We start from the raw sequence: 23,518 nt of genomic DNA, 5'->3' as shown, positions 1-23,518 counted from the left end.
GAAAACAATCTAATGGCAAATTTACGAGAATCCTTACTACGCTGGTGGGGTAGCATTAGCCTAAGAGAACAACGTCTAGTGATGATTTGTTCTGTATTGCTTACGATAGGCGCGATTTATTGGTTGGTACTTCAACCTGTCGCGCAACGTGCAGAAATGGCTCAAACTCGCATTCAAAGTGAAAAACAGTTATTGAGCTGGGTGAAAAACCAAGCCAATCAAATTGTTGAACTTCGAGCCCAAGGTGGACGTTCTGTTTCTAGCTTGCCACTTAACCAAGCGGTCTCCTCATCGGCTCGCCGTTATAATGTGGAGTTGGTGCGAGTTCAGCCTCGAGGTAAAGAATTACAGGTATGGGTGCAGCCTTTGCCGTTCAACCAATTCCTAAATTGGGTTGCAGATATGCAGGAAAACCATGGCGTTAACGTGATGTTTTTAGATATCGATAAAGCAGACCGAGACGGTATGGTGGAAGTGAAACGCCTACAGTTAAGTAAGGGATGATTCGGTGAAAAAAACAGTGTTACTCATCATTGCGGTTGTTTTGGTTTTTTTGACGAGCGCGATCGTTTCTTTACCTGCCCAGTTGGTTGTGGCGCAAGCGCCATTACCTAACCAGCTGAAAATTAATGGTGTACGTGGCACCCTTTGGCAAGGCCAAGCCAGCAGTGTTGTTTGGCAAGGTACCCAAGTTGGCAATGTGAGTTGGACGATTCAACCACTTAAACTGTTAACCGGTCATGTTGAAGCTAATGTCCGTTTTGGTCGTGGTAGTGATTGGCAGATGAAAGGCCGAGGAACCGTGAGTTATGGAATGTCAGGGATCACCTTGAGTAACTTCATCGCTTCGATGCCAGTGGAACAAGTTGTAAAGATGGCACCACCACTGCCAGTTCCTCTTGGGCTATCAGGTCCATTAGAGCTGAGTATTAAACAACTGAAATATGCCCAGCCTTATTGTGAAAGTGGTCGCGGTGCATTGGTTTGGAATACGAATACGATTGGTACGCCGTTAGCTGATTTAACCGTCGGCCCGGTTGTGGCTGATATCGTGTGTAGTGACAATCGACTCGAAGTGCGTGGCTCAAGTGACAGCGCTCAGGTGAGCAGTGAATTTTCTGCAACGCTATCGTCGGCAAAGCAATACGATGCGAAAGCATGGTTTAAACCGCAAGCAGAATTCCCTGAGGCGCTTGCACAGCAGCTTAAGTGGCTACCGAGTGCTGATGCTAAAGGTCAATATCACTTTAGCTACAAAGGGCGCTTATAATGCTCATATGCATAAATAAAGAGTGAAACACAAACGGCCCCAGTCAATGACTGGGGCCGTTTACATTTGGGGCTAGATAAACCAAGTGAAGTTAGATTTTACGTGTCGGGAAGCTAATCTGTACTTTTAACCCGCCCTCACTGCGATTGTTGACCACGACAGAGCCGTGATGTTGGCTCACTATGCGTTTGACAATCGCTAAGCCCAATCCGGTTCCCTCACTGCCTCGTGCGGTATCACCTCGAGTAAATGGTTCAAATAGTTTTGCAACTTGGCTCGGTTCAATACCTGGGCCATTGTCTTCAATACATAACCAAGCTAGCTTGCTGTCAGCTGTCATCCCCGAACTTACTTTGACCCAGCCATTACCATAGCGAATCGCATTGGTGACTAAGTTGCTTACTGCGCGTTTAATCGCAATAGGGCTACCGTGAGCCTGTTTGATCGTTGGCTCGAATTCCGTATCTATCTGGATGTCATAGCTTCCCTCTGATGTCGCGACATCGGAAGCGATATCATTGAGGTTTACCTTTTCAAATGACTGCACATTGACCGGTTTAAGGTAATCCATAAACTGGCTGATGATTTCATTACACTCTTCAGTATCACTAATAATGCCTTCTGCAAGGTAGCTATCATCAGGTGACATCATTTCAGTGGCGAGTCGGATGCGCGTGAGTGGCGTTCTTAAATCGTGACTAATCCCAGCCATCAATAACGCACGGTCTTCTTCCAAGGCTTGAATGCCTTTAGACATACGGTTGAATGCTCGTGTCACTGAACGAATTTCTGATGCGCCCTTTTCAACTAGCGGTGGAGGAATTTCCCCTCTTCCGACGATCTTTGCGGCTTTCTCTAATGCTATCAGAGGCCGGTTTTGCATTCTAATAAACAGCCAGCCGCCCGCAATAATCAGTAATGCCATCATTAAACTATTATGAAATAAAGGAGCGAAATCCTCTTCTTGCAACTCGGAGAGTGGAATTCGAATCAGTGACCCTGGTAGCGACTCTATCTTCAACCACAAGACATAGCTGTCATCGCCAAGCAACATGCGTACATCGGTCGGTGTGCCGAGTTGATGGCTCATCTCCTCACTCATCAAATCAATCGAAATAGCGTGTTTGTATTCTTGTGCTATTTCGCTATTTTCTGCATGAATGGTGACGCCAAGCTGTTCTAAAACACGTTGGCGGAGCGGAGCATCCATTCCTAGACCATTTTCAAGGTTCTTTGAATCATCAAGCATCAGGTTGATTTCGTAACTCAGGATCTTATTGAACTGCTGCAAACTTGGCATCAATGCATAGTTGAATACCGCGTAGTAGGAGTAAACCTGACTGGCGATCAGCAGCGTGACAAAAAGAAGAATGGATTGAGTTAACGAGCTGCGAATACGCATAGTTAAAATCCTGTTGATGGTGAGAGTATTGGCGGTGGTTTAGCTCGATGATTTCGATAGCGAAAACGGCCGCTTAATTTGATATTGAGCTGGGTACTTAAAGAGCTGAGTACTTAAAGAGATGGCTAAAAAAGCAGGTCGTAAAAAAACAAGTGCGAGAAGATTTTCTCGCACTGACTATTTATTTTAAACGTTATGCTTCTTTGCCGTCTGGGACAAATACATATCCCAAGCCCCATACCGTTTGGATGTAGCGTGGTTTACTTGGGTCAACTTCAAGCATGCGGCGTAAGCGAGAAATTTGCACGTCGATAGAACGTTCCATCGCGGAATATTCACGACCACGAGCCATGTTCATTAGCTTGTCGCGAGAAAGAGGTTCACGCGCGTTGGTCACGAGAGCTTTCAGTACAGCAAACTCACCAGACGTTAGCGGCATTGGCTCTTCACCACGGTACATTTCACGCGTACCTAAGTTCAGACGAAACTCACCAAACTCGACTACAGACTCTTCGCTGCTTGGTGCTCCAGGCAATTCAACAGTTTGACGACGCAGTACCGCTTTAATACGAGCCAATAGCTCACGTGGATTAAACGGCTTTGGTAAATAGTCGTCAGCCCCAACCTCTAAGCCAACAATACGGTCAACTTCGTCACCTTTTGCCGTTAGCATCAAGATAGGTAACGTATTGTTTGCATTACGCAGACGACGACAAATAGAAAGTCCATCTTCGCCCGGTAACATTAGGTCGAGTACCATCAAGTGGAAGTTTTCACGCGTTAATAAGCGATCCATTTGTTCGCCATTCGCTACGCTACGTACTTGGAAACCTTGTTCAGAAAGGTATCGCTCTAAAAGCGCACGCAAACGAGCATCGTCATCAACCACTAATATTTTATGATTTTCCTGCATTGAAACACCTTAATCACAAGCATCTATGTGAAAAATGTATCACTGTTTGGAAAATCGCGCTTGCCCAAATTGTTACTCTTTTTATCTTAAGCTCGGTTTTTGTTGAATATGTTAGCCATATGAACGAATAGTTCTCAATAATGACGCTATTTATGACTCATCTTTTTGAGCGAGCTTGGCTATGTATGGCAAGTTTTTGAAGCGATCTTGCCACGATAAGCCATAACCGATCACCATGTCATCGTTATCCATTTCATAAGCAAAATATTGAGTGAAAGGAATATCAATTCGGCCGGGTTTCACAAACAGTGTCGCGATAGAGACGGATTGTACGCCCTGTTGCTCGGCAAAAAACGCGGCGACTCGCTTCATTGTGCCGCCAGACTCGATCGCATCATCAAGCAAAATGACATGCGCACCATCAATGCTAATATTTTGTTGATAGATAATCGGGGAGTTATTAGTTCGAGACCCCGGAGTATGGTGGCAAGAAACATAATCGAGTTTCACATCAAAGCTGAGCTTTCTAATCAGATCCGCAGTAAACAAAATGCCACCGGGAACGACAGAGATAAACACCACATTTTCGTTTTGGAAAGTGTGGTTTAGCTTCTCCGCTACGATAGAGACCCCATGGTCAATTTGTTCGCTGGAATAAAGAATGTCACCAATGAGGTTAGAGTCGTTCGCTTTATTACTGGATTGCTGTAAATCATTCGCCATCTTGCGTCTCTCGTGATTAGTGATTAGTGATTAGTGATTAGTTACAGGCAGCTGGCAATTTGGAAACGCTGCAAATTCAGTACTATTTTTACCCAATATTTACCCGAGTAAAACTGAACACTATGACTACAAACCATTCCTCATTTCGACGTTTTTCGTCCCAATTATGCGAATATTGGTGTGATAAGAGATAAAAAACCGGAGCAGTTATTCAAACATTTATCATGGTTACTTATTTATGCAGACCGAACTTTATGAAGATCTAGCGTTACGAACGATGGAGATTTTGCAATGAGAGTGTGTTTGCTATTGCCTGTAATGAAAAAACAGCGACAATCAAACTATATCAACTGTGATGGATAACTAGTGTGAGAACTAACCTGATCACCCGTGAGGGCTTCAACCGCCTAAAGACTGAGCTGGATTACTTGTGGCGAGAAGAACGCCCTGAAGTAACGAAGAAAGTGACTTGGGCTGCGAGTTTAGGCGATAGAAGTGAGAACGCTGACTATCAGTACAACAAAAAACGCCTGCGCGAAATCGATCGCCGTGTCCGCTTTTTGCGTAAACGCTTAGAGCAGGTAACCGTCGTTGACTATTCATCGCAGCAAGAAGGTAAGATTTTCTTTGGGGCATGGGTCGAAATTGAAAATGAAGCGGGCGACGTTAAGAAGTTTCGAATTGTGGGTCCAGATGAAATTTATGGCGATGCTAAAGCCTACATTTCTATTGATTCGCCAATGGCGCGAGCTTTACTTAAGAAAGAAGTCGATGATGAGTTTAGTGTGAAAACACCTGAAGGTGAGAAAGAGTGGTTCGTCAATGCCATCGAATACGATAAAACGGTACTCGAATAACATTTTTCCTTTTATGTTTTGTTCTTGTCTCAATGAGGCCATAAAAACACAGTGATGAATTTTTCCCGTGTTCTAATGGCCCATCCTGTCTCAATTTAAATTGAAATTAGTGCTGCATTTTGGTTGCTAGTGCGAAGCGATTCCATGCGTTGATCATGATGATTTGCATCATTGCTTCTGCGACACCTTGCTCGCCTAAAGCATCAATACATGCTTGGTAAGTTGAATCTGAAACACCTCGTTGATGGATTAATGTCATCTCATCCACTAAACGTAGTAGTGCTTGCTCATTTTGAGAAAAACGAGGTGACTCTTCCCATGCAGAAAGTGCAAAGATCTTTTGTTGTTCCATACCAAGTTTAAGTGCCTCTTTAGTGTGCATTTCAATACAATAAGCACAGTGGTTAATGAAAGAGGCTCTTAGCATAATCAGGGCTTTTAGTTCAGGGCTGAGTTCGACAGTTGAAAGGTAACTTTCAACGCCTAATAAGGCTTGTAATGCTTTAGGTTGGATTTTTGCGATATCGATACGATTACTCATGATAGTGCCCTTAATTTGGTTGTTATGTCTCATCGACAGGTAGAATTGTGAGCTAAAATCTCTGAAAGCAGAATAGCCCTATGAGCTAAATGAGTTTTGCGAAATTTGCAAAGGTGGAATAAAGCGTCGTGTTAAATCAAATTAGAGTTTTTGACCAAGTGGTGGTCTCAGGAAGTTTTTCAAAAGCGGGACGAGTGCTGAATATGGCACCCTCATCCGTCTCAAGAACCATCGATAATTTAGAGCATACACTGCAATCGACACTGTTTAGACGAAGTACTCGTCATGTCTCTTTGACAGAAGAGGGGGAGTATTTTTATCAACAGTCCGCCAAAATATTGCTAGAAACGAATTCTCTTATCGCTGAAATGAAAGGTGATAACACCGAACCTAAAGGTGCATTGCGCATCTCTGTATTTGAGAGTTTTGGCAATTTGGTGATAGCGTCAATCTTACCGCGCTTTCTCGCCAAATACCCGCAAGTGACGGTTGAGTTAGATTTAGATAACAATATCGTCGATTTAAATCGTGAAAATATCGACGTCGCAATCCGTATTGGGACGCCTCAGGATAGCAATTTAAAAGCGCGCAAGTTGATGCCTAACTTAACCTCGTTAGTGGCAACACCTGAGTATCTCGCGACTCACCCCAATATTGATCAGCCTGAAGATCTCCATCAGCATAATTGTTTGTTGATCAGCCATGCGCGCCAGCGAAATTACTTCTACTTCTCTAATGATTCAGAGCAGAGAAGAGTCTCTGTATGTGGCAATTTAATCTCAAAAGGTGGTTCACCGTTATTGAGTGCGGCGCTGCAAGGGGCGGGAGTGCTTTTGCTATCAACTTGGATGGTTGAACCTTACTTAAAATCCCAACAGCTGGTGGAAGTGCTACCTCACTGGACCGTCAACCATAGTGAAGAGGGTAGTGGCGAAATCTATGCGATTTATAAAGGTATGGAATACCCGAAACCTCATGTTAGAGCTTGGTTGGACTTTTTGGTCGCAGAGCTTAAGCCTCGTTAATGGGGTAATTTATTTTGCAAAGTGATAAATGCACCGACGGATTTTCCGTGAGGGAATCATCACCATTGTGGCTAGAAAGCTGGATTTTTCACAATTCGCCCTAATATATACACAAACGCCCTTAATAATAGAGATTCAACGGATGAGCCAAGCTATCTGTAATTTGATTGCTCAAGAACTGAATGTTCGTGCTGAGCAAGTCACCGCCGCGGTTAACTTAATTGACGACGGCAATACGGTTCCCTTTATCGCTCGTTACCGTAAAGAGGTAACGGGAGGATTGGATGATACCCAATTGCGTAATTTAGATAGCCGCTTATCCTATCTGCGTGAACTGGAAGATCGCCGTCAAACCATTATTAAATCGATTCAAGACCAAGGCAAAATGACCTCTGAGTTGGAGCGAGATCTTCAACAAGCAGACAGTAAGACACGTTTAGAGGATTTGTACTTACCTTATAAACCTAAGCGTCGTACTAAAGGGCAAATTGCAATTGAAGCTGGTTTAGAACCATTAGCTGATAAGCTATGGAATGATGCGCAGACGGCCCCAGAAACGGAAGCAGCAGGTTATACCAATGCCGATAAAGGCATTGCAGATAACAAAGCGGCACTTGATGGCGCACGTGCGATCATCATGGAACGTATCGCTGAAGACGCTAACCTGTTAGAAAAAATTCGTCACTACTTAAATCGTCATGCTGAACTGACTGCACGTGTTGTGGCAGGTAAAGAGCATGAGGGTGAAAAATTTAAAGACTACTTTGAACACAATGAAGCACTAAGCAAAGTACCATCACATCGTGCGTTAGCAATGCTGCGTGGCCGTAATGAAGGTTTCTTAACGGTTGCGATGAATGCGGATCCTGCTCAAGAAGAGGGTGTTCGTCAGTCTTACTGCGAAACGATTATTTCTGACCACTATGGTATTAGCTTAAGCAGCGCACCTGCGGATGCATGGCGCAAGCAAGTGATCAGCTGGGCATGGCGCATTAAAGTGTCGATGCACATGGAAACTGAATTGATGGGCGCTCTGAAAGAACGTTCAGAAATCGAAGCTATTGAAGTATTCGCAACTAACCTGAAAGACCTATTAATGGCAGCGCCAGCGGGTCCTCGTGCAACATTAGGTCTCGATCCTGGTCTACGTACGGGTTCTAAAATTGCTGTAGTCGATTCAACGGGCAAAGTATTAACGACAGAAACTATCTACCCACACCCACCACAAAAGCAATATGACCAAGCAATGAGCGTGGTGGATAAGCTGGTACGTAAATACAACGTTGATTTGATTGCAATTGGTAATGGTACAGCATCGCGTGAAACCGATAGTTTTGTCGCTGATTTGATTGCTCGCGGTAATCTGAAAGTACAAAAAATCATGGTGAGTGAAGCGGGTGCATCGGTTTACTCTGCATCAGAACTGGCAGCAAAAGAATTTCCAAATATGGATGTTTCTTTACGTGGCGCGGTGTCGATTGCTCGTCGTCTACAAGATCCGCTAGCAGAATTAGTGAAAATCGATCCTAAATCTATTGGTGTGGGCCAATACCAACACGATGTTAGCCAAGCAATGCTGGCGAAGCGTTTGGATGCAGTCGTAGAAGATTGTGTAAACGCTGTGGGTGTAGATGTGAATACTGCATCAGCAGCCTTGCTGACTCGCGTCGCTGGTCTTTCAACCACGATGGCGCAAAATATCGTTGATTACCGTGATGAAAATGGTCGTTTTGAAGCGCGTACTACTTTGAAAAAAGTGGCACGTTTAGGGCCTAAGGCATTTGAACAGTGTGCGGGCTTCTTGCGTATTATGGATGGTAAAAACCCACTGGATGCCTCTTCTGTTCACCCAGAAGCGTACCCAGTTGTAAAAGCGATTGCAGAAAAGAACAGTAAAGCGGTGAAGAGCCTCATTGGTGATACCGAGTTCCTACGTGGCCTGCATGCGGTTGATTACACGAATGACAGCTTTGGTTTACCAACGGTAACCGACATCATCAAAGAGTTGGATAAACCGGGCCGTGACCCTCGTCCTGAGTTTAAAACCGCTACTTTTGCTGACGGTGTAAATAAAGTGTCTGACTTAGAAGTCGGCATGGTACTTGAGGGTGTCGTATCAAACGTGGCGAACTTTGGTGCGTTTGTTGATATCGGTGTGCACCAAGATGGCTTAGTTCATATTTCTGCGCTGACTGACCGTTACGTGTCGGATCCTCGTGAAGTGGTGAAAGCCGGCGATATCGTCAAAGTGAAAGTGATGGAAGTCGACGTGCAGCGTAAGCGTATTGCTTTGTCGATGCGCTTAAGCGATGAACCGGGCCAAGATAATCGTGCTCAGCGCTCTTCTGCGCCTCACTCATCAACACCGCGTTCAACATCGGCCAGCAACACTCGTCACAATACCCAAAAGAATGAGCCTCAAGGCAATGCCATGGGCGGTGCGTTTGCCGCTGCTTTTGCAAAAGCGAAACGCTAAAAGCTTATTTTGATTGGTATAACTTAAACCTATAAAAAATCCCCATCCAGTATTGCTGAATGGGGATTTTGTTTTGTGGCTTTTTCGGTATTTGGTTTTCGGTATTCACCACAGTGGGTGACTACAACACCGCAATGACTTCCGAAGGAGTGTTTGGCGCAACAGCATGCCCGTAGTGAAACTTAATCACGACCCTGCGCTTTGCCATTTTGCCCTCTGCTATCGCTGCATCGATTACACGTTTAGGTAAACGAAACCGCATTGCGTAGCCTGTACCTTGCTGCTCGCTGTAACTGCGAATAGAGATCAGTTCAAACAATCGAGTCAAAGGATCATCTACGGTCTCATGTTGAGATGCTTCAACAGCATGCTCCTCATCACCATAGCTTGGGTGCTCTGATGGATCCCATGCGGTTTGACGCCGCCTTTTATCATCAGCATCGATTTTTCGTTCAGCAGTGGTTTTTGTTAATGCAACGGTTGGTATTATCGGCTCACGTACTTTGTTATCACGTGCAGCTTGCTCCGTTTGAACATTAACCGATGGGGCGATAAGTGGCACACTCACATTCGCTGGTGACACTATCATAACTAAGGCCTCCTCAGCATCGCCCACCCACCAAGTTTGCGCTTGATGGGGGTCGCCTATTTATCGACCAGTTGAGGAAAATATTTAGTACTGAAGAAAACTAAATTTTTAGCAGTGATATCTTAAGGGTTGATAAAATCCACGACTTGTTGGCAAAAAGCATCGAGTTCGGTCATGAATGGCGCATGAGATGAGGCATTAAAAACAAACTGTTGGCTGCTTGGCATTAACTGTGCTGTATCTTCTGCGACTTTTATCGGTACCAGACCATCCAACCGCCCATATAGACGTAAGGTCGGCAGGGTAATATCGGTTAATGATGGACGTAAATCGACATCAGCAAGTAAGGCTAAGCCAGCAAGCAAAGCTTCTGGATTCGGAGCTGGCCTAGAAAGTACCGCCTGTTTCAGAGCTTTGACATCTTGACGAGCCGATGGGCTCCCCATTGCTTGTAGCGCCATAAATCGCTCAATGGTGAGTTGGAAGTCATCAACAAGCTGAGTGGTGAACGCATCCAATACCGTGGGTTGAATGCCGCGCCAAGGTTTACTGGCTGCAAATCGAGGTGAGCTGGCCACCGTGATGAGATGAGAGACTCGCTGAGGTTGAGTTAATGCTATCTGAGTCGCGACTAAACCACCGAGAGACCAACCTAACCAGATAGCCTTATCAGGCGCAGAAGCTAATACTTGTTGGCTCAGTTGCTCTAGAGAATCAAAACTGTGTTGATGGCTATGACCGAAACCCGGTAAGTCGACTACGTGGACACGAAAGTGTTTACTTAATTGCTCGGCGGTTTGCTGCCATACAGCACCATTCATTCCCCAACCGTGGATCAAGACTAAATCAGGCCCTTGTCCTGAGACTTGCCAGAATAGCGGTGTTGTTAAACTCTCAATTTGTGCCACTTATTCCATCCTTTTTACTGCGCTTTGAACGTCACAATCAGTGACTCCCCCTCAAATAGAGTCAGTTATGTTATCGCAATGCGTCATAAAAAGCATACTCGCCGTCTTGCCTAATTGGTGCGACCTATGTCGCTTGCCCATGCATCGACAACTGGCTGTTTCAGGAGGCGCTAATCATGAATCGGTTTGGTTTTGTTTGGTGTGCCAACAGTTATTTGCTGCAGAGCCGAGGTGCCAGCAATGCGGCTTGCCGATGACCGATGAAGTTGAGCAGTGCGGTGCCTGTCTAAAGCAGCCACCGCCTTGGCGCCATCTTTATTGTGTGAGTGATTACCAGTTTCCATTATCGACCTACATTCATCGGCTTAAATACCATCGTCAGTTTTGGCAAGCGAAGCCGTTAGCGCACATATTGGCGGAGCGTATCTCACAGCCTGCTGAATTTATTACTTGGGTCCCTTTGCATTGGCAGAGGAAAATGACACGAGGCTTTAATCAAAGTGAACATCTCGGGTTAGCATTGGCTCGTCAGTTGAATCGTCCTTGTGGTGGGTTATTTAAGCGTACGAGATCGACGCCGCCACAAAAGGGAATGTTGAGGAAAGAGCGCTTACGGAATTTACGTGGTGCATTTCAACTTCGATTGCCACCATCATTACCACCATCTGTGAGCCATGTAGCGATTGTGGATGATGTTGTGACGACAGGAAGTACGGTTCAACAATTGTGTCAAATATTGCTTGATGCAGGGGTAAAAACCATTGATATTTACTGTATATGTCGAACTTCTGCCGCATAATTTTGCGTGGTATTTTTGGAATTTAGTGCAAAGGGCTAGATCTCAGAATTTTCAGGAGTAGAATGGTGAACAAATAGCCTACAAAATTACTCAGGTATTCGTCGTGTCAAATACTACTATTACTATTACCGAAGCTGCTCAAGAACATTTTTCTAAACTTTTGGCCCAGCAGCCGGAAGGAACGAACATTCGTGTCTTTGTAGTGAACCCTGGTACTCAAAATGCTGAGTGTGGTGTTTCTTACTGCCCACCAGAAGCGGTTGAAGCTACTGATACTGAGCTGACATTTGAAAAACTATCTGCTTACGTTGATGAATTAAGTTTGCCATTTTTAGAAGATGCGCAAATTGATTACGTGACGGACAAAATGGGTTCTCAACTTACGTTGAAAGCACCGAACGCAAAAATGCGTAAAGTGGCAGACGATGCGTCATTAATTGAACGTGTTGAATATGTCATTCAAACGCAAGTAAACCCACAGTTAGCTGGCCATGGCGGTCATGTTAGTCTTGTCGAAATTACCGATGACGGCATGGCGATCGTTGCATTTGGCGGCGGCTGTAATGGTTGCTCAATGGTTGATGTAACGCTAAAAGATGGCATCGAGAAAGAACTACTGCAGCAATTCGAGGGTGAATTGACAGCCGTTCGTGATGCAACAGAGCATGATCGTGGTGAGCACTCTTACTACTAATCACAATTTCGTGATGAGGTATATACCCAAACTACTTCAAGATACATGATTCAGAGCGATGTCACTGATGCGATTTCGCGGAAAATAATGCCGCGGAATAGCATTCTATTTCCAAGTTATTTGACAAAGAAATTGAGTCAGTGACACGCTCCCAAAGGGCGAGTTGCCTTGGCTCTCATACTTCGTTAACGATTTTTGATTTAGAACCACTAGATCTTTAAATCGTTGCCTTGCCTGAAAGCCAATGCATTCTCGCTGAAACTCGTATCTTGAGGTTGTTTGGGTATAAGAGACCAGAGGGTTGGCTATTGTGCCAGCCCTTTTTGTTATTTGGCGTAGGAAAAACCATCGAGGTTTTTCTTTTCAATCCGCTGAGTTTTCTCATATATTAGGAAGATAAACAAAGGTAAAGGAGTTCCCCCGTGGCTAAACGTTCACCACCACAGATATTGGCTAAACAGATTGTGGCGCAATCCAAGTTATTCTCTATTGAGTCTCTTGATTTGCGATTTAGTAATGGGGTTGAACGTACCTATGAACGCATGAAGCCAAGTGGTCGACACGCAGTAATGATGGTCCCAGTGACAGAACAAGGGGACATCCTATTAGTGCGTGAATATGCGGCTGGCACAGAACGTTATGAGTTGGGTTTTCCTAAGGGCCTGATTGATCAAGGCGAAACGCCAGCGCAAGCAGCAAACCGTGAATTGAAAGAAGAAATCGGCTTTGGTGCCAATACGCTGATTCCGTTAAAAGATGTGATTCTTGCACCTTCTTATTTTTCTAGCAAAATGACATTATTTGTCGCGCGTGATTTATATCCAGAACAATTGCTGGGGGATGAACCGGAACCGCTAGATGTGGTTCGTTGGCCTCTAGCACAAGCAGAAGAGCTGCTTACTCACCTTGATTTTAGTGAAGCGCGAAGTATTACCGCACTGTTGCTTGCTTTACGTTTGCTAAGAGCATAGCGAACGAAAGCAACAAAGGATGACCTTATGACCATGACCAAAGATTATTCCCATTTATTGCCAGCGGTAATTGAAATCGCTCGCTCTGCTGGGCAACTGATTCTCGATATCTATGAAAATAAGCAGTATGAAGCTTATACCAAAGAAGATCAGACACCAGTGACCAGTGCTGATATCGCCGCACATAAGTTGATTATGAAAGCGCTGAGCGAATTGACGCCGGATATTCCAGTGTTATCGGAAGAGGCCGCAGATATTAGTTTGGAGCAGCGAACGCAATGGGATCGTTATTGGTTAGTTGACCCGTTAGATGGCACACAAGAGTTCATCGCTCGCAGTGGTGACTTTGCGACAATTATTGCTTTGATTGAGAACAATAAGCCAATCATGGGCGTTGTGTATGGCCCTGTTTCTGGTGTGACTTATTACGCTTATCAAGGCAAAGGGGCATGGAAAATTCCAGACATGTCAGAAAGTGTGCGTATTCAAAGCCATAAGCATGTCGGCCCTCAACAAGCGATCGCCATTGCTATCAGTCGTCGCCAAGATATTAACCGCATTACGAGCCGTATGAGCAGTGCATGGAATTATGATTTGGTACCTTTGGGCTCTGCTGCTTTGAAAGCGTGCTTAGTGGCTGAGGGTGCTGTGGATTGTTACTTGCGACTTGGTCCGACTGGTGAATGGGATACGGCGGCAACGCAGTGCATCGTGGAAGAAGCGGGTGGCCGAATTTTGAATACTCAGCTTGAACCCTTGTCGTATAACGAACGAGAAACCTTAGAAAATCCTAATTTCATTGTGCTTGGGGATGAAAGCTTACCTTGGAATGAAATTCTTCAAGATAAAGATTAAAGTTTAGGCCGAGCTAAGTTTTAGCAGAATCCGGTTTAAGCGGAAATAAAAAACAAAGCCCCTGAAGTACTCAGGGGCTTTGTTCGTTCAGATAGAGATCTTTTTAATACTGATGCCAGAAGCATAAAAAGAGTATGAAATTAGGCTTTAGAGTAAACATCTCGCTCACCAAGCCAACGGTCAATAATGGCTGCCGCATTGCTTGGGTAGCTGTCATGAATATAACGCGCAATACGCTGAACTTCAGGGATTAGGCGTTGATCTCGCACTAAATCAGCAATTTTAAAATCGGCCATGCCGGTCTGCTTGGTGCCTAATAGCTCACCCGGACCACGAATTTCCAAATCACGTTGGGCAATAACAAAACCATCGTTGCTCTCTCGCAAAACACTCAGACGCTTTTGCGCCGTCTTAGAGAGAGGCGAATGGTAAAGTAGAACACAATGGCTGGCGACGGAACCCCGACCGACACGGCCACGTAATTGGTGTAATTGAGCCAAACCGAGACGCTCTGGGTTTTCGATGATCATCAAACTGGCATTCGGCACATCAACGCCAACTTCGATCACTGTGGTTGCGACCAATAAGTGCAGCCTGTTCTCTTTGAAATCTTTCATCACGGCTTGTTTTTCAGCCGGTTTCATTCGGCCATGCACCAAACCTATCTTTACGTCTGGTAATGTTCGTTGAAGTTCCTCCGCGGTATCGGCAGCAGCTTGTGCTTCTAATACTTCGGATTCATCGATTAATGTACACACCCAATACGCCTGTTTTCCCTCATTCAGACAGGCGTTACGCACTCGATCAACAATATCATCGCGCTTGGTATCGGGAATGGCGACGGTTTGAATCGGTGTTCGACCGGGCGGCAATTCATCAATCACGGATGTTTCAAGATCCGCGTACGCCGTCATGGCAAGTGTGCGGGGAATGGGCGTCGCCGTCATGATTAACTGGTGTGGATAGGTACCTTGTTTAGCGCCTTTTTCTCTTAATTCAAGTCGTTGATGGACACCAAAACGGTGCTGTTCATCAATAATGACGAGCGCAAGATGCTGAAAATGAACGTGCTCTTGAAACAGAGCGTGAGTCCCTACCACCATTTTGGCTTCGCCACTGGCAATTCGAGCTAACTCGGTTTCTCTGGCTTTCCCTTTTAGCTTGCCGGCGAGCCAACCGACGGGAATGCCCATTTTCTCAAACCAATTAGCAAAGTTTATTGCGTGTTGCTCGGCAAGCAGTTCCGTTGGTGCCATTAGAGCAACTTGGTAACCATGCTCGATAGCGCGCACAGCGGCCAACGCGGCAACTAAGGTTTTTCCTGAACCCACATCCCCTTGTACAAGGCGCATCATCGGATGAGGTTTTTCTAAGTCAGCTTCAATTTCTGTCGTAACACGAGCTTGCGCGTTGGTTGGCGAGAAGGGCAGTTGCGCCAATAATTGCTGCTTGAGATTGTCGCAAGGAGCAAGAGCTAACGCGTTATCTTGCTGCCCTTTGCTGCGCACCGATAACATCGATAAGTTCTGGGCAAGCAACTCTTCCATAATCAAGCGTATCTGAGCAGGGTGCTTACCCTCATCAAATTCGTCTAAATTGATAGTTGGTGGTGGGCGGTGGATAGTGTGTAGTGCTTGTGCGAGAGTGATCTGATGGTTGTATAACCCATCAGGAAGTAACTCTTGTACCGCGGCTTTGTCGAGTAACTCGAGTGCCTGATCCGTCAAGCTACGCAGGGTTAATTGACGTAACCCATCTGTGGTTGGGTATACCGGCGTTAAATTTTGTTCAGATTCTGCTTTTTGGTTCGGCGTATGAAATTTGTAATCAGGATGGTTAATCTCCAATCCGAATCCACCGCGTTTTATTTCACCATAAGCGTGAACGACTTTGCCTTCGGTAAAGTTATTTTTCATTGCTGCGGTGAAATTAAAAAAGCGCAGCGTGAGGGTGCCATTCCCATCACTGATTTTGACCGTCAGCATTTTGCGTCGACCAAAAATGGTATCGACATGCATCACCTTACCTTGAACCGCTGCCCACAATCCGGCGTGCAGTTTGGCGATAGGATAAACACGAGTGCGATCTTCATAGCGCAATGGCAAATGAAACAGCAGATCTTGTACTGAATTGAGGCCGACTTTTTCCAGCTTTTCGGCGACTTTAGCGCCGACGCCTGAGAGCGACGTTAATGGGATAGCTGATAATAGTTGCGACATGCTCAATTTGCTCATAAACGGAATTAATAATAGTTAATCATTGAGCTGTGTTTTTGTACAGGAAAAGTTCTTATCAAACAGAGTTGCGGTAAAAACAGATAAAAGCGTGTGATAGGAGGGAGAGCCCGGGAGTGACCCCGAGCCAAATAGCTTTAGGCTTTTTGCATCTCTTTCCACCAAGCTTCATCTGCGATGATTTGACCCTCATCGTCTAATGGTGGGTAGCTTAGTCCTTTACGCTTGGCGACTTTGGCTAATACCGGATGACCACGTTCGAACAAAATGCGATGGATTACTTCTTCTGGCAGAGAGCTGACTTCCTTGTTGTACATGCCTGCAGCTTCACGTTGACGCTGCGCTTCATACAAAATTACTGCGCTGGCAACCGATACATTTAGGGACTGCACCATTCCCACCATAGGAATAATGATGTCTTGATCTGCCAGCTGTTTTGCTTGTGCAGATGCACCTTCTTTTTCACCACCTAAGATAATGGCGGTTGGCTTGGTGTAATCAATCTCGCGAAAATCAACGGCGGTATCAGATAGGTTAGTAACTAAAACCTGCATCCCTTGTGCCTTTAAGGTTTGAATCGCGTCGGCAATACTGCTGTGGTTATCGACTTCAACCCAGTTTCGAGCACCTGCTGAGGTGTGAGTTAATGTGCGCATTCGATGTGGCCAAACCGCATGGATTTTATGTAATCCAGTCGCATCAGCACTGCGAATAACAGCAGAGACGTTATTAGGTTTGTGTACTTCTTCGAGGCACAGGGTTAAGTCAGTTTGACGAGCTTTAAGGACTTGTTGGATGCGTTGGTAGCGTTCTAAGTTCATAGTATTTATGTGCAGATAAGATAACGATATGGACATCAATAAAATGCCCTTAATATCAATGATGTTAAGGGCATGAGAGTCAGGTGACTAGTTTTTACGACGGCGTACTTTGAGCGTCTGTGGCATGGCTTTGATTCTTCGCATAATGCTTGCCAAGTGAACGCGGTCTTTCGTCGTTAGTAGAACCATAACCGTGTATAAACGGCCATCACGCTCTTCAGTGGTTAAACCGTGAATGTTTGAGCCGGTTTTCGAGATAACATTGGTCAGTTCTGCCAAGGCACCTTGACGGTTCTGAACATCGACTTTGAGTTCAGTAATAAACTCTTGGTCGTAATCTTCAGACCACTCAACGGCCATGTACTTATCAGGTTCACGTTGGTAACCACGTACATTAGGACAGGTTTCACGGTGAACAACAAGGCCACGACCCGGAGAAACGTGCGCAATAATATGGTCATCAGGAATTGGGTGACAGCAATTAGCAAATGTCAGCAAAATACCTTCAGATCCACGAATTGGTAGTTTCTTCCTTGGTTTCCCATCGACGTTTTCGACTTCAGTGAGTTCATCGGCATCGCCTAATAAACGACGAGCAATCACGATACTCATCAGTTCACCAAGACCGATTTCGGCCAATAGCTCTTCCACGGATTCGATTTTAAGTTCGCTTAGTACGTGGTTGATGTTAGCTTCACTAATATCACCTAAAGAACGTTCACCGAGGGCATGATTTAGAAGACGACGCCCAAGAGCAACGGATTCTTCACGACGCATGGTTTTCAGAACTTGACGAATCTTAGTTCGAGCACGAGAAGTTACGACATAGTTCAACCAAGCCGCATTAGGTCGAGCACCCGGCGCACTGATGATTTCGATGGTTTGGCCATTTTTCAGTGACTTGCTAAGAGGGTATGGGTTGCGATCAACACGAGCACCGACACAGGTATTACCTACATCTGTGTGTACCGCATACGCAAAGTCAACCGCCGTTGCACCCACTGGGAGTTCAACGATACGACCTTTTGGTGTGAAGACGTAAATCTCATCTGGGAACAGATCGGATTTTACGTTTTCAATAAATTCGAATGAGTTGCCCGCACTTTGCTGTAGCTCAAGTAAGCTTTGCATCCAGCGCTGAGCTTTCACTTGTGCGGTGGTTCCGGTACGTTCGCCATTACCTTTGTACGACCAATGCGCAGCAACACCTTTGTCCGCCATTTGGTCCATGTCTTCGGTTCGAATTTGAACTTCAACAGGAACACCATGTGGACCTACCATCGAGGTATGCAGAGATTGATAGCCGTTCGCTTTTGGTACGGCAATGTAATCTTTCATACGACTTGGACGAGGCTTGTACAAGCTGTGTACTTGGCCTAATACGCGATAACAGGTATCAGCGCTATCGACGATTACGCGAAATGCATAGATGTCCATGATGGTGTGGAATTTCTGTTCTTTGGTTTTCATCTTGTTATAGATGGAGAACAGATTCTTCTCACGGCCTAAGACTCGTGCAGGTAATCCGACTTCTTCTAAGCGACCTTCGATTTCACTGTGGATGCGTTGAATCATCTCTTTACGATTACCACGAGCCGCTTTAACCACTTCTTTTAATACACGGTAGCGATTTGGATATAGCGCTTCAAAGCCTAACTCTTCGAGTTCAGTTTTGATGTTGTGGATACCAAGGCGGTGGGCTAGAGGAGAGTAAATTTCGAGAGTTTCACGCGCAATACGGCGTTTTTTGTCAGGACGTAATGCACCGAGAGTGCGCATATTGTGGGTTCGGTCAGCCAGTTTAATTAGGATGACTCGAATGTCTTGCACCATGGCAAGAACCATCTTACGGAAGTTCTCAGCTTGCGCTTCTTTGCGATCGCGAAATTTGAGCTTATCAAGCTTAGATACGCCATCGACCAGTTCGGCTACCGTTGTTCCAAATTGAACTTCGAGATCTTCTTTGGTGACATCACAATCTTCGATGACATCATGAAGTAAAGCCGCTTGCAGGGTTTCAATATCCAAGCGCATTTCTGCGAGAATACGTGAAACAGCAACTGGATGGATGATATAGGGTTCCCCGGTCGAACGGGTTTGCCCTTCATGGGCATTTTTCGCTACCACATAAGATTGACGCAGAGCCTCAATTTGAGGCTCTGTTAGATATTCTTGGGCAACGTCTTTGAGGCTATCGAATAGATACAAACTTTAGGCCCGTAAGATAGTTGAGTTAGAAAGTCGATTAACGACTATGAGCGATGCTGCTAACTGCTGCTAGTTCAGCTGCTTCTTGCTCTTGCTGTTCTTGACGCTCACGAGCATCAAGGATCTCTTTAGTGATCAGGCCTTCTTCGATTTCGCGTAGAGCGATAACCGTTGGCTTATCGTTCTCTTCTGGCACAAGTGAATCTTTACCACCAGTTTGCATTTGACGTGCGCGGCGTGCTGAAATTAGAACTAGGTCGAAACGGTTGCCAACTTTTTCTACAGCGTCTTGAACTGTTACGCGTGCCATGAGGACTCCAATAAGTTAACTAAATTTTAGTATGACGAGAAATTATACAGTCTTCACTATCTATATTCTAGCGAGAAGATCGTCTCATCTGTAAACAGCGGTGATTATTCCGCCAATAGCGCGTCAAGCATGCCTTTATATTTAGATGCTTGCTTATCTTGCTTTAATCTTTCTGCACGAATGATGGCTTTAAAATCCATCAAAGCGTTGTCAAAGTCATCATTAATGATTACGTAATCGTATTCATCGTAATGTGAAATCTCTGCTTTTGCTTCCGCCATGCGTTTCGCAATGACAGCTTCGCTGTCTTGACCGCGAGCATTTAAACGACGTTCTAGCTCACCATTTGATGGTGGTAGAATGAAAATACTCTTAGCAAGAGGCATTTGCTCACGAATTTGGCGAGCGCCTTGCCAGTCGATATCGAGAAAGACATCAATGCCTTTTTCTAGATTTTCTTCAATCCAAACACGAGAAGTACCGTAGTAATTACCAAACACTTCTGCATATTCTAGGAACTCTTTCTTTTCGATCAGTTCTTCAAAAAATTCTTTCTGCACGAAATGGTAATGAACACCATCTTGCTCACCCGGACGCATACCGCGTGTCGTGTGTGAAACCGACACTTTCATTGCGTAGGTTGGGTTGGTTTCTAGCATCGCAGAAATTAAGCTGGATTTACCTGCGCCGCTTGGAGCTGACACGATATAAAGAGTACCTTTGCCCATATGTACACTTCCACATTTGGTTGGATGGTTAGCCGATACTTTATATCGACTTACTTTAAAAGATAGCACTGACCAGCGTATTTCATCGAATTGGTGAAATTTAGGCCAGAAAAATGGAGGCGAAGAGTAGCACGTTTCCTCTATTTAGGACAACTAGAACACAATTATTCACCACTTGAGTCAGGTGGTGATGGTGAGTTTTTCTCTATGCCATGAACAGATGGCTTGAAACAAAATTTTCGCCAAAAGGCAAACGTTTGCTTTAATTTGCTTGTTTCGTACGAAATTCATTGAACTCTCATTCAAATTCCTTACAATGCCGCGCAAACGATTTCGTTGCTGTATATGTCTAATAAAATGGTTTAGACGTTTCTACTACCGAGCCTATCTTGGTCACTACAGTACTTCTGTGTAGAAAAGTAATATCTGCATAGAAAAGCAGTATTTGCATGTAAAAGCATAGGTTGCGAAGAAAGGCACCAGTGCATTCATACAGCAATGGAACGTATTGATCTAATTTACGTCCATACCTTTTTATAAAGGTCTAACCCAAGCTGTAAGAGGTTTACTGTGAGTCTCGATTCAACCCTAAAGTCGCAAACTCCCCCTAGAGTCCTTGATTCTGTTTTTAAAATTACTCAACGCAATACTACCGTTGGTACTGAGCTGTACGCTGGTTTCATTACATTCTTAGCGATGAGTTACATTTTGGCAGTAAACCCTGCGATTCTAGGAAGCATTCCTGGGATGGATAAAGGTGCGGTATTTACAGCAACGGCTATCGCTTCTGCTATTGCTACCTTGATTATGGGTATTTGGGGTAACTACCCAGTGATGCTTGCTCCAGGTATGAGCATGAACGGCTTCTTCAAAGGTATGCTATTGAGCAGTTCAGTGGCGTTGGTTTGGCATGAGGCTTTATTCGGTATCTTCCTTTCTGGTGTGCTTTACCTGATTCTTTCAATGACGAATATCCGCAAAGCGTTAATTGAATCGATTCCTGAAGACCTAAAACTCGCGATCACCGTTTCACTTGGCCTTTTCATCGCATTTTTAGGTTTGAAAAACGCAGGTATTATTGTTGCGAACCCAATCATCTTGGTGAGCATGGGCGACATTTCTAACCCGCAAGTGATTATCGCTTATATCAGTATCTTTATCGCACTTGGTTGTATGGTACGTGATATTAAGTTGGCGACGTTTATTTCGTTCATCTCTGCGATCATTCTGACAGTGCTTGCTGATGTCATCATGGGCACCAACAACGCACCAATTCCAGACCAGTTCTTCTCGATGCCGCCAAGTATTGAGGGCAGCTTTGGTAAGGTGTTCGATTTCTCTAATCTCACCACAGACAAGATGTTTGACCTGCTGTTTATCGTCATCATCTTCCTAATTGTCGACTTCTTTGATGGTTTGAGCACAATTATCGGTGTAGGTCGCGATGCCGGCATTATTGATAAAGACGGTAAAGTGCCAAATGCTCGTTCAGCACTGGTTGCAGACGCAGGTGGTACAGTTATTGGTTCGATTTTAGGTACTACATCAATCACTGCATTCTCTGAATCAGGCATCGCATCTTCACAAGGAGCGAAGACAGGTCTTGCTGCAGTGATGGTTGCTGGCTTATTTGCACTATCTCTATTTATGTTCCCATTGTTCTCAGTTTTTTCTGCTGCAATGGTTGCGCCAGCGATGGTAGTTGTCGGCATCTACATGATTGGTCGTTTAGGGCAAATTCAGTGGGAACAAAAAGAGTCTCGCATTGCAGCGTTCTTTACCATTATGTTTACCGTGGTGAGCTTCTCTCCAGCAAATGGTATGGCGATGGGCTTCATCAGCTACGCATTTACCATGGTGGTCGCAGGTAAAGGTAAGCAAGTTCATCCTGTTATTTACGGATTGTGTGTCTTGTTCCTTGCCTACCTAGTGATGCTCTAATCTACAGCTCATGCCTTAGAAGCAATTGATGTGAAAGCCCGCCGTTTAGTCTGCGGGCTTTTTTATTCATTCTTTAGTCGTGATGGGATGAAGCACGTTTTTTGTGTGTTTTTTCTTTATATCAGCATGCTAAACTCATAACGAGTTGATTTTGTATATGGATACCACACATGCCTTCACACTTACCTAAATCATTTAGTCGTCCATTTTTAAAAGTGTTTCACATCCTTGAAGCCGTTTTGCTGGTGGCGATTACATTAGCCACGCTTTTTGCAATGGTGGAGGAGTTTGTGCATGTCTTTGTCGAGAAGCGCATTCAGTTGACGGACATTTTGTTGATGTTTATTTATCTCGAAGTGCTCGCCATGGTGCAGCAGTTTGTCGTCAACGGTAAGATTCCGGTACGTTACCCAATTTATATCGCGATGATGGCCATCGCCCGATACATCACCTTGGGAATGAAAGAACTCGATTCTGCCATGATTGTTTGGCTATCTTTAGCCGCATTTGTGCTGGCTGGTGCGACGTTACTGATTCGAGTCGGGCACCATTATTGGCCCTACGTGGATCCACGCACTGAAGAAAAAGATGAGTAGAGAACTTAATATCGATAATTTCATATTGCTAGTAAATTAGCCTACTAGTAACCACTACGTATAAGTAAATCAATGTAAAGCTCTGTTTTGCTTGTTGCTAATTATTATCTATACCGTTATCGTTGCACGATTAAATTGATTCTTTGACGAGACATTGTGGTGTTCAGTAAAAACATACCCACTATCTGCTTTTTCGTGATAACTCTGATGGCTGTTTTGCTATCGAGTGTTTTCGTTCGTGCAGATGTTTTGTCTACTCAATTTCTGATGTCTAATACCGCAATAGAAGCGGTTCATTGTACCGATCAGGGACTCGATACTCTTTTACAGACTGAATCGGGATGTTGCGATGTTGGCGGCAGTTGCTTGGAAAAACAATGTTGCTCTTCAGGATCAACTCAAGGCAGCTACCTTATTGGTAACTTATTACATTCCTATGAGTCACCTTATCGATTTGTTGTTAATGCAACGCCTTTGACTCTCTATTCAAGTGCAGATATGCGCTCACTCTATCGCCCTCCGATAGCCTAATTCCTATCTCGTAGCACTTTGCTACACCACACTTTTTGTACGAAATCTTTGTGCGAATGTTTCGTGCGTATTTGTTATGCGTGTAAATAAATTTATTTACACCATCCTGTGATGGGAATAAGAAAA

General features: G+C 44.7%; 23 protein-coding genes and 1 riboswitch. Of the genes, 12 read left to right on the top strand and 11 right to left on the bottom strand.

Translation table 11 applies throughout. The annotated features are described in order from the left end of the window. Positions 1-12 precede the first annotated feature (12 nt). Positions 13-504: a type II secretion system protein M gene (locus tag DZ860_RS08470; protein ID WP_120030499.1), complete on the top strand. Its 492-nt coding sequence runs from the start codon at positions 13-15 to the stop codon at positions 502-504. Positions 505-508: 4 nt separating this feature from the next. Continuing rightward, complete coding sequence (locus tag DZ860_RS08465; RefSeq protein ID WP_120030498.1) at positions 509-1,270, top strand: type II secretion system protein N; 762 nt, start codon at positions 509-511, stop codon at positions 1,268-1,270. Between the two features lie 91 nt (positions 1,271-1,361). On the opposite strand, the gene envZ is transcribed toward DZ860_RS08465, so the two are convergent. From envZ to DZ860_RS08450, 3 genes are all read right to left on the bottom strand, one after another. Continuing rightward, positions 1,362-2,672: a two-component system sensor histidine kinase EnvZ gene (gene envZ / locus DZ860_RS08460; RefSeq protein WP_120030497.1), complete on the bottom strand. Its 1,311-nt coding sequence runs from the start codon at positions 2,670-2,672 to the stop codon at positions 1,362-1,364. Positions 2,673-2,865: 193 nt separating this feature from the next. After that, a complete protein-coding gene (ompR, locus tag DZ860_RS08455; RefSeq protein ID WP_120030496.1) occupies positions 2,866-3,585 on the bottom strand; it encodes an osmolarity response regulator transcription factor OmpR in 720 nt (239 codons plus the stop codon). Positions 3,586-3,735: 150 nt separating this feature from the next. Next, a complete protein-coding gene (locus tag DZ860_RS08450; RefSeq protein WP_120030495.1) occupies positions 3,736-4,308 on the bottom strand; it encodes a phosphoribosyltransferase in 573 nt (190 codons plus the stop codon). A 368-nt stretch (positions 4,309-4,676) separates the two neighbouring features. Between DZ860_RS08450 and greB the strand changes: the two genes are divergently transcribed. Beyond that, positions 4,677-5,165 (top strand): transcription elongation factor GreB, encoded by a 489-nt coding sequence (gene greB / locus DZ860_RS08445; RefSeq protein ID WP_120030494.1) that lies wholly within the window; start codon positions 4,677-4,679, stop codon positions 5,163-5,165. A 106-nt stretch (positions 5,166-5,271) separates the two neighbouring features. Here the strand turns inward: greB and DZ860_RS08440 are convergent, their stop codons facing one another. Further along, complete coding sequence (locus tag DZ860_RS08440; protein WP_120030493.1) at positions 5,272-5,706, bottom strand: carboxymuconolactone decarboxylase family protein; 435 nt, start codon at positions 5,704-5,706, stop codon at positions 5,272-5,274. Positions 5,707-5,834: 128 nt separating this feature from the next. Between DZ860_RS08440 and DZ860_RS08435 the strand changes: the two genes are divergently transcribed. Together DZ860_RS08435 and DZ860_RS08430 are read left to right on the top strand one after the other, a co-directional pair. Next, complete coding sequence (locus tag DZ860_RS08435) at positions 5,835-6,731, top strand: LysR family transcriptional regulator (RefSeq protein WP_120030492.1); 897 nt, start codon at positions 5,835-5,837, stop codon at positions 6,729-6,731. Positions 6,732-6,873: 142 nt separating this feature from the next. Beyond that, positions 6,874-9,207 (top strand): Tex family protein, encoded by a 2,334-nt coding sequence (locus DZ860_RS08430; protein ID WP_120030491.1) that lies wholly within the window; start codon positions 6,874-6,876, stop codon positions 9,205-9,207. 121 nt (positions 9,208-9,328) lie between these two features. Here DZ860_RS08430 and DZ860_RS08425 read toward each other — a convergent pair whose 3' ends face one another. After that, positions 9,329-9,796 (bottom strand): ATP-dependent Lon protease, encoded by a 468-nt coding sequence (locus DZ860_RS08425; RefSeq protein ID WP_120030490.1) that lies wholly within the window; start codon positions 9,794-9,796, stop codon positions 9,329-9,331. Between the two features lie 122 nt (positions 9,797-9,918). Beyond that, positions 9,919-10,704, bottom strand: a complete 786-nt coding sequence (gene bioH / locus DZ860_RS08420) for a pimeloyl-ACP methyl ester esterase BioH (protein WP_120030489.1) — start codon at positions 10,702-10,704, stop codon at positions 9,919-9,921. A 67-nt stretch (positions 10,705-10,771) separates the two neighbouring features. Here bioH and DZ860_RS08415 point away from each other — a divergent pair, with 67 nt between their 5' ends. The 4 genes from DZ860_RS08415 to cysQ all read left to right on the top strand — a co-directional run bounded on the left by DZ860_RS08415 (position 10,772) and on the right by cysQ (position 14,023). Beyond that, a complete protein-coding gene (locus DZ860_RS08415; protein ID WP_120030488.1) occupies positions 10,772-11,503 on the top strand; it encodes a ComF family protein in 732 nt (243 codons plus the stop codon). A 103-nt stretch (positions 11,504-11,606) separates the two neighbouring features. Further along, positions 11,607-12,197: a Fe-S biogenesis protein NfuA gene (gene nfuA / locus DZ860_RS08410; protein WP_120030487.1), complete on the top strand. Its 591-nt coding sequence runs from the start codon at positions 11,607-11,609 to the stop codon at positions 12,195-12,197. A gap of 422 nt (positions 12,198-12,619) precedes the next feature. Further along, complete coding sequence (nudE, locus tag DZ860_RS08405) at positions 12,620-13,168, top strand: ADP compounds hydrolase NudE (RefSeq protein ID WP_120030486.1); 549 nt, start codon at positions 12,620-12,622, stop codon at positions 13,166-13,168. Between the two features lie 27 nt (positions 13,169-13,195). Beyond that, entirely contained in the window at positions 13,196-14,023 is an 828-nt protein-coding gene (gene cysQ / locus DZ860_RS08400) for a 3'(2'),5'-bisphosphate nucleotidase CysQ (RefSeq protein ID WP_120030485.1), read from the top strand. Positions 14,024-14,163: 140 nt separating this feature from the next. Here cysQ and recG read toward each other — a convergent pair whose 3' ends face one another. From recG to gmk, 5 genes are all read right to left on the bottom strand, one after another. Continuing rightward, positions 14,164-16,242, bottom strand: coding sequence for an ATP-dependent DNA helicase RecG (gene recG / locus DZ860_RS08395; RefSeq protein ID WP_120030484.1), 2,079 nt, complete (start codon positions 16,240-16,242; stop codon positions 14,164-14,166). A 152-nt stretch (positions 16,243-16,394) separates the two neighbouring features. Continuing rightward, positions 16,395-17,078: a tRNA (guanosine(18)-2'-O)-methyltransferase TrmH gene (gene trmH / locus DZ860_RS08390; protein ID WP_120030483.1), complete on the bottom strand. Its 684-nt coding sequence runs from the start codon at positions 17,076-17,078 to the stop codon at positions 16,395-16,397. An 87-nt stretch (positions 17,079-17,165) separates the two neighbouring features. After that, positions 17,166-19,286, bottom strand: coding sequence for a bifunctional GTP diphosphokinase/guanosine-3',5'-bis pyrophosphate 3'-pyrophosphohydrolase (gene spoT / locus DZ860_RS08385; RefSeq protein WP_120030482.1), 2,121 nt, complete (start codon positions 19,284-19,286; stop codon positions 17,166-17,168). A gap of 37 nt (positions 19,287-19,323) precedes the next feature. After that, on the bottom strand, positions 19,324-19,596 hold the full coding sequence (rpoZ, locus tag DZ860_RS08380) for a DNA-directed RNA polymerase subunit omega (RefSeq protein ID WP_120030481.1): 273 nt from the start codon (positions 19,594-19,596) through the stop codon (positions 19,324-19,326). 104 nt (positions 19,597-19,700) lie between these two features. Beyond that, on the bottom strand, positions 19,701-20,324 hold the full coding sequence (gene gmk, locus DZ860_RS08375; protein WP_120030480.1) for a guanylate kinase: 624 nt from the start codon (positions 20,322-20,324) through the stop codon (positions 19,701-19,703). 319 nt (positions 20,325-20,643) lie between these two features. Continuing rightward, a riboswitch (purine riboswitch) is annotated at positions 20,644-20,743 on the top strand. Positions 20,744-20,894: 151 nt separating this feature from the next. Here gmk and DZ860_RS08370 point away from each other — a divergent pair. The 3 genes from DZ860_RS08370 to DZ860_RS24300 all read left to right on the top strand — a co-directional run bounded on the left by DZ860_RS08370 (position 20,895) and on the right by DZ860_RS24300 (position 23,392). Then, entirely contained in the window at positions 20,895-22,265 is a 1,371-nt protein-coding gene (locus DZ860_RS08370) for an NCS2 family permease (RefSeq protein WP_120030479.1), read from the top strand. A gap of 170 nt (positions 22,266-22,435) precedes the next feature. Beyond that, the gene (locus tag DZ860_RS08365; protein WP_120030478.1) at positions 22,436-22,861 is read left to right on the top strand and encodes a phosphate-starvation-inducible protein PsiE; all 426 of its coding nucleotides are present in this window, start codon (positions 22,436-22,438) and stop codon (positions 22,859-22,861) included. A 207-nt stretch (positions 22,862-23,068) separates the two neighbouring features. Beyond that, positions 23,069-23,392, top strand: coding sequence for a hypothetical protein (locus DZ860_RS24300; protein ID WP_133305440.1), 324 nt, complete (start codon positions 23,069-23,071; stop codon positions 23,390-23,392). The last annotated feature ends 126 nt before the right edge of the window (positions 23,393-23,518 follow it).

Origin of the sequence: Vibrio sinensis, assembly GCF_003605645.1 — a bacterium.
In the GTDB taxonomy this organism is placed as follows: Bacteria; Pseudomonadota; Gammaproteobacteria; order Enterobacterales; family Vibrionaceae; genus Vibrio; species Vibrio sinensis.
The sequence above is the reverse complement of the archived record's forward strand: the minus strand, read 5'-3'. Positions and strand labels throughout refer to the sequence as shown.

What these genes read in the sequence shown, in the direction of transcription:
- DZ860_RS08470 (WP_120030499.1), top strand. Translation starts at nt 13, where the DNA reads ATGGCAAATTTACGAGAATCCTTACTACGCTGGTGGGGTAGCATTAGC.
- envZ (WP_120030497.1), bottom strand. Translation starts at nt 2,672, where the DNA reads ATGCGTATTCGCAGCTCGTTAACTCAATCCATTCTTCTTTTTGTCACG.
- ompR (WP_120030496.1), bottom strand. Translation starts at nt 3,585, where the DNA reads ATGCAGGAAAATCATAAAATATTAGTGGTTGATGACGATGCTCGTTTG.
- DZ860_RS08450 (WP_120030495.1), bottom strand. Translation starts at nt 4,308, where the DNA reads ATGGCGAATGATTTACAGCAATCCAGTAATAAAGCGAACGACTCTAAC.
- DZ860_RS08440 (WP_120030493.1), bottom strand. Translation starts at nt 5,706, where the DNA reads ATGAGTAATCGTATCGATATCGCAAAAATCCAACCTAAAGCATTACAA.
- DZ860_RS08430 (WP_120030491.1), top strand. Translation starts at nt 6,874, where the DNA reads ATGAGCCAAGCTATCTGTAATTTGATTGCTCAAGAACTGAATGTTCGT.
- DZ860_RS08425 (WP_120030490.1), bottom strand. Translation starts at nt 9,796, where the DNA reads ATGATAGTGTCACCAGCGAATGTGAGTGTGCCACTTATCGCCCCATCG.
- DZ860_RS08415 (WP_120030488.1), top strand. Translation starts at nt 10,772, where the DNA reads ATGTTATCGCAATGCGTCATAAAAAGCATACTCGCCGTCTTGCCTAAT.
- cysQ (WP_120030485.1), top strand. Translation starts at nt 13,196, where the DNA reads ATGACCATGACCAAAGATTATTCCCATTTATTGCCAGCGGTAATTGAA.
- recG (WP_120030484.1), bottom strand. Translation starts at nt 16,242, where the DNA reads ATGTCGCAACTATTATCAGCTATCCCATTAACGTCGCTCTCAGGCGTC.
- trmH (WP_120030483.1), bottom strand. Translation starts at nt 17,078, where the DNA reads ATGAACTTAGAACGCTACCAACGCATCCAACAAGTCCTTAAAGCTCGT.
- rpoZ (WP_120030481.1), bottom strand. Translation starts at nt 19,596, where the DNA reads ATGGCACGCGTAACAGTTCAAGACGCTGTAGAAAAAGTTGGCAACCGT.
- gmk (WP_120030480.1), bottom strand. Translation starts at nt 20,324, where the DNA reads ATGGGCAAAGGTACTCTTTATATCGTGTCAGCTCCAAGCGGCGCAGGT.
- DZ860_RS08365 (WP_120030478.1), top strand. Translation starts at nt 22,436, where the DNA reads ATGCCTTCACACTTACCTAAATCATTTAGTCGTCCATTTTTAAAAGTG.
- DZ860_RS24300 (WP_133305440.1), top strand. Translation starts at nt 23,069, where the DNA reads ATGGCTGTTTTGCTATCGAGTGTTTTCGTTCGTGCAGATGTTTTGTCT.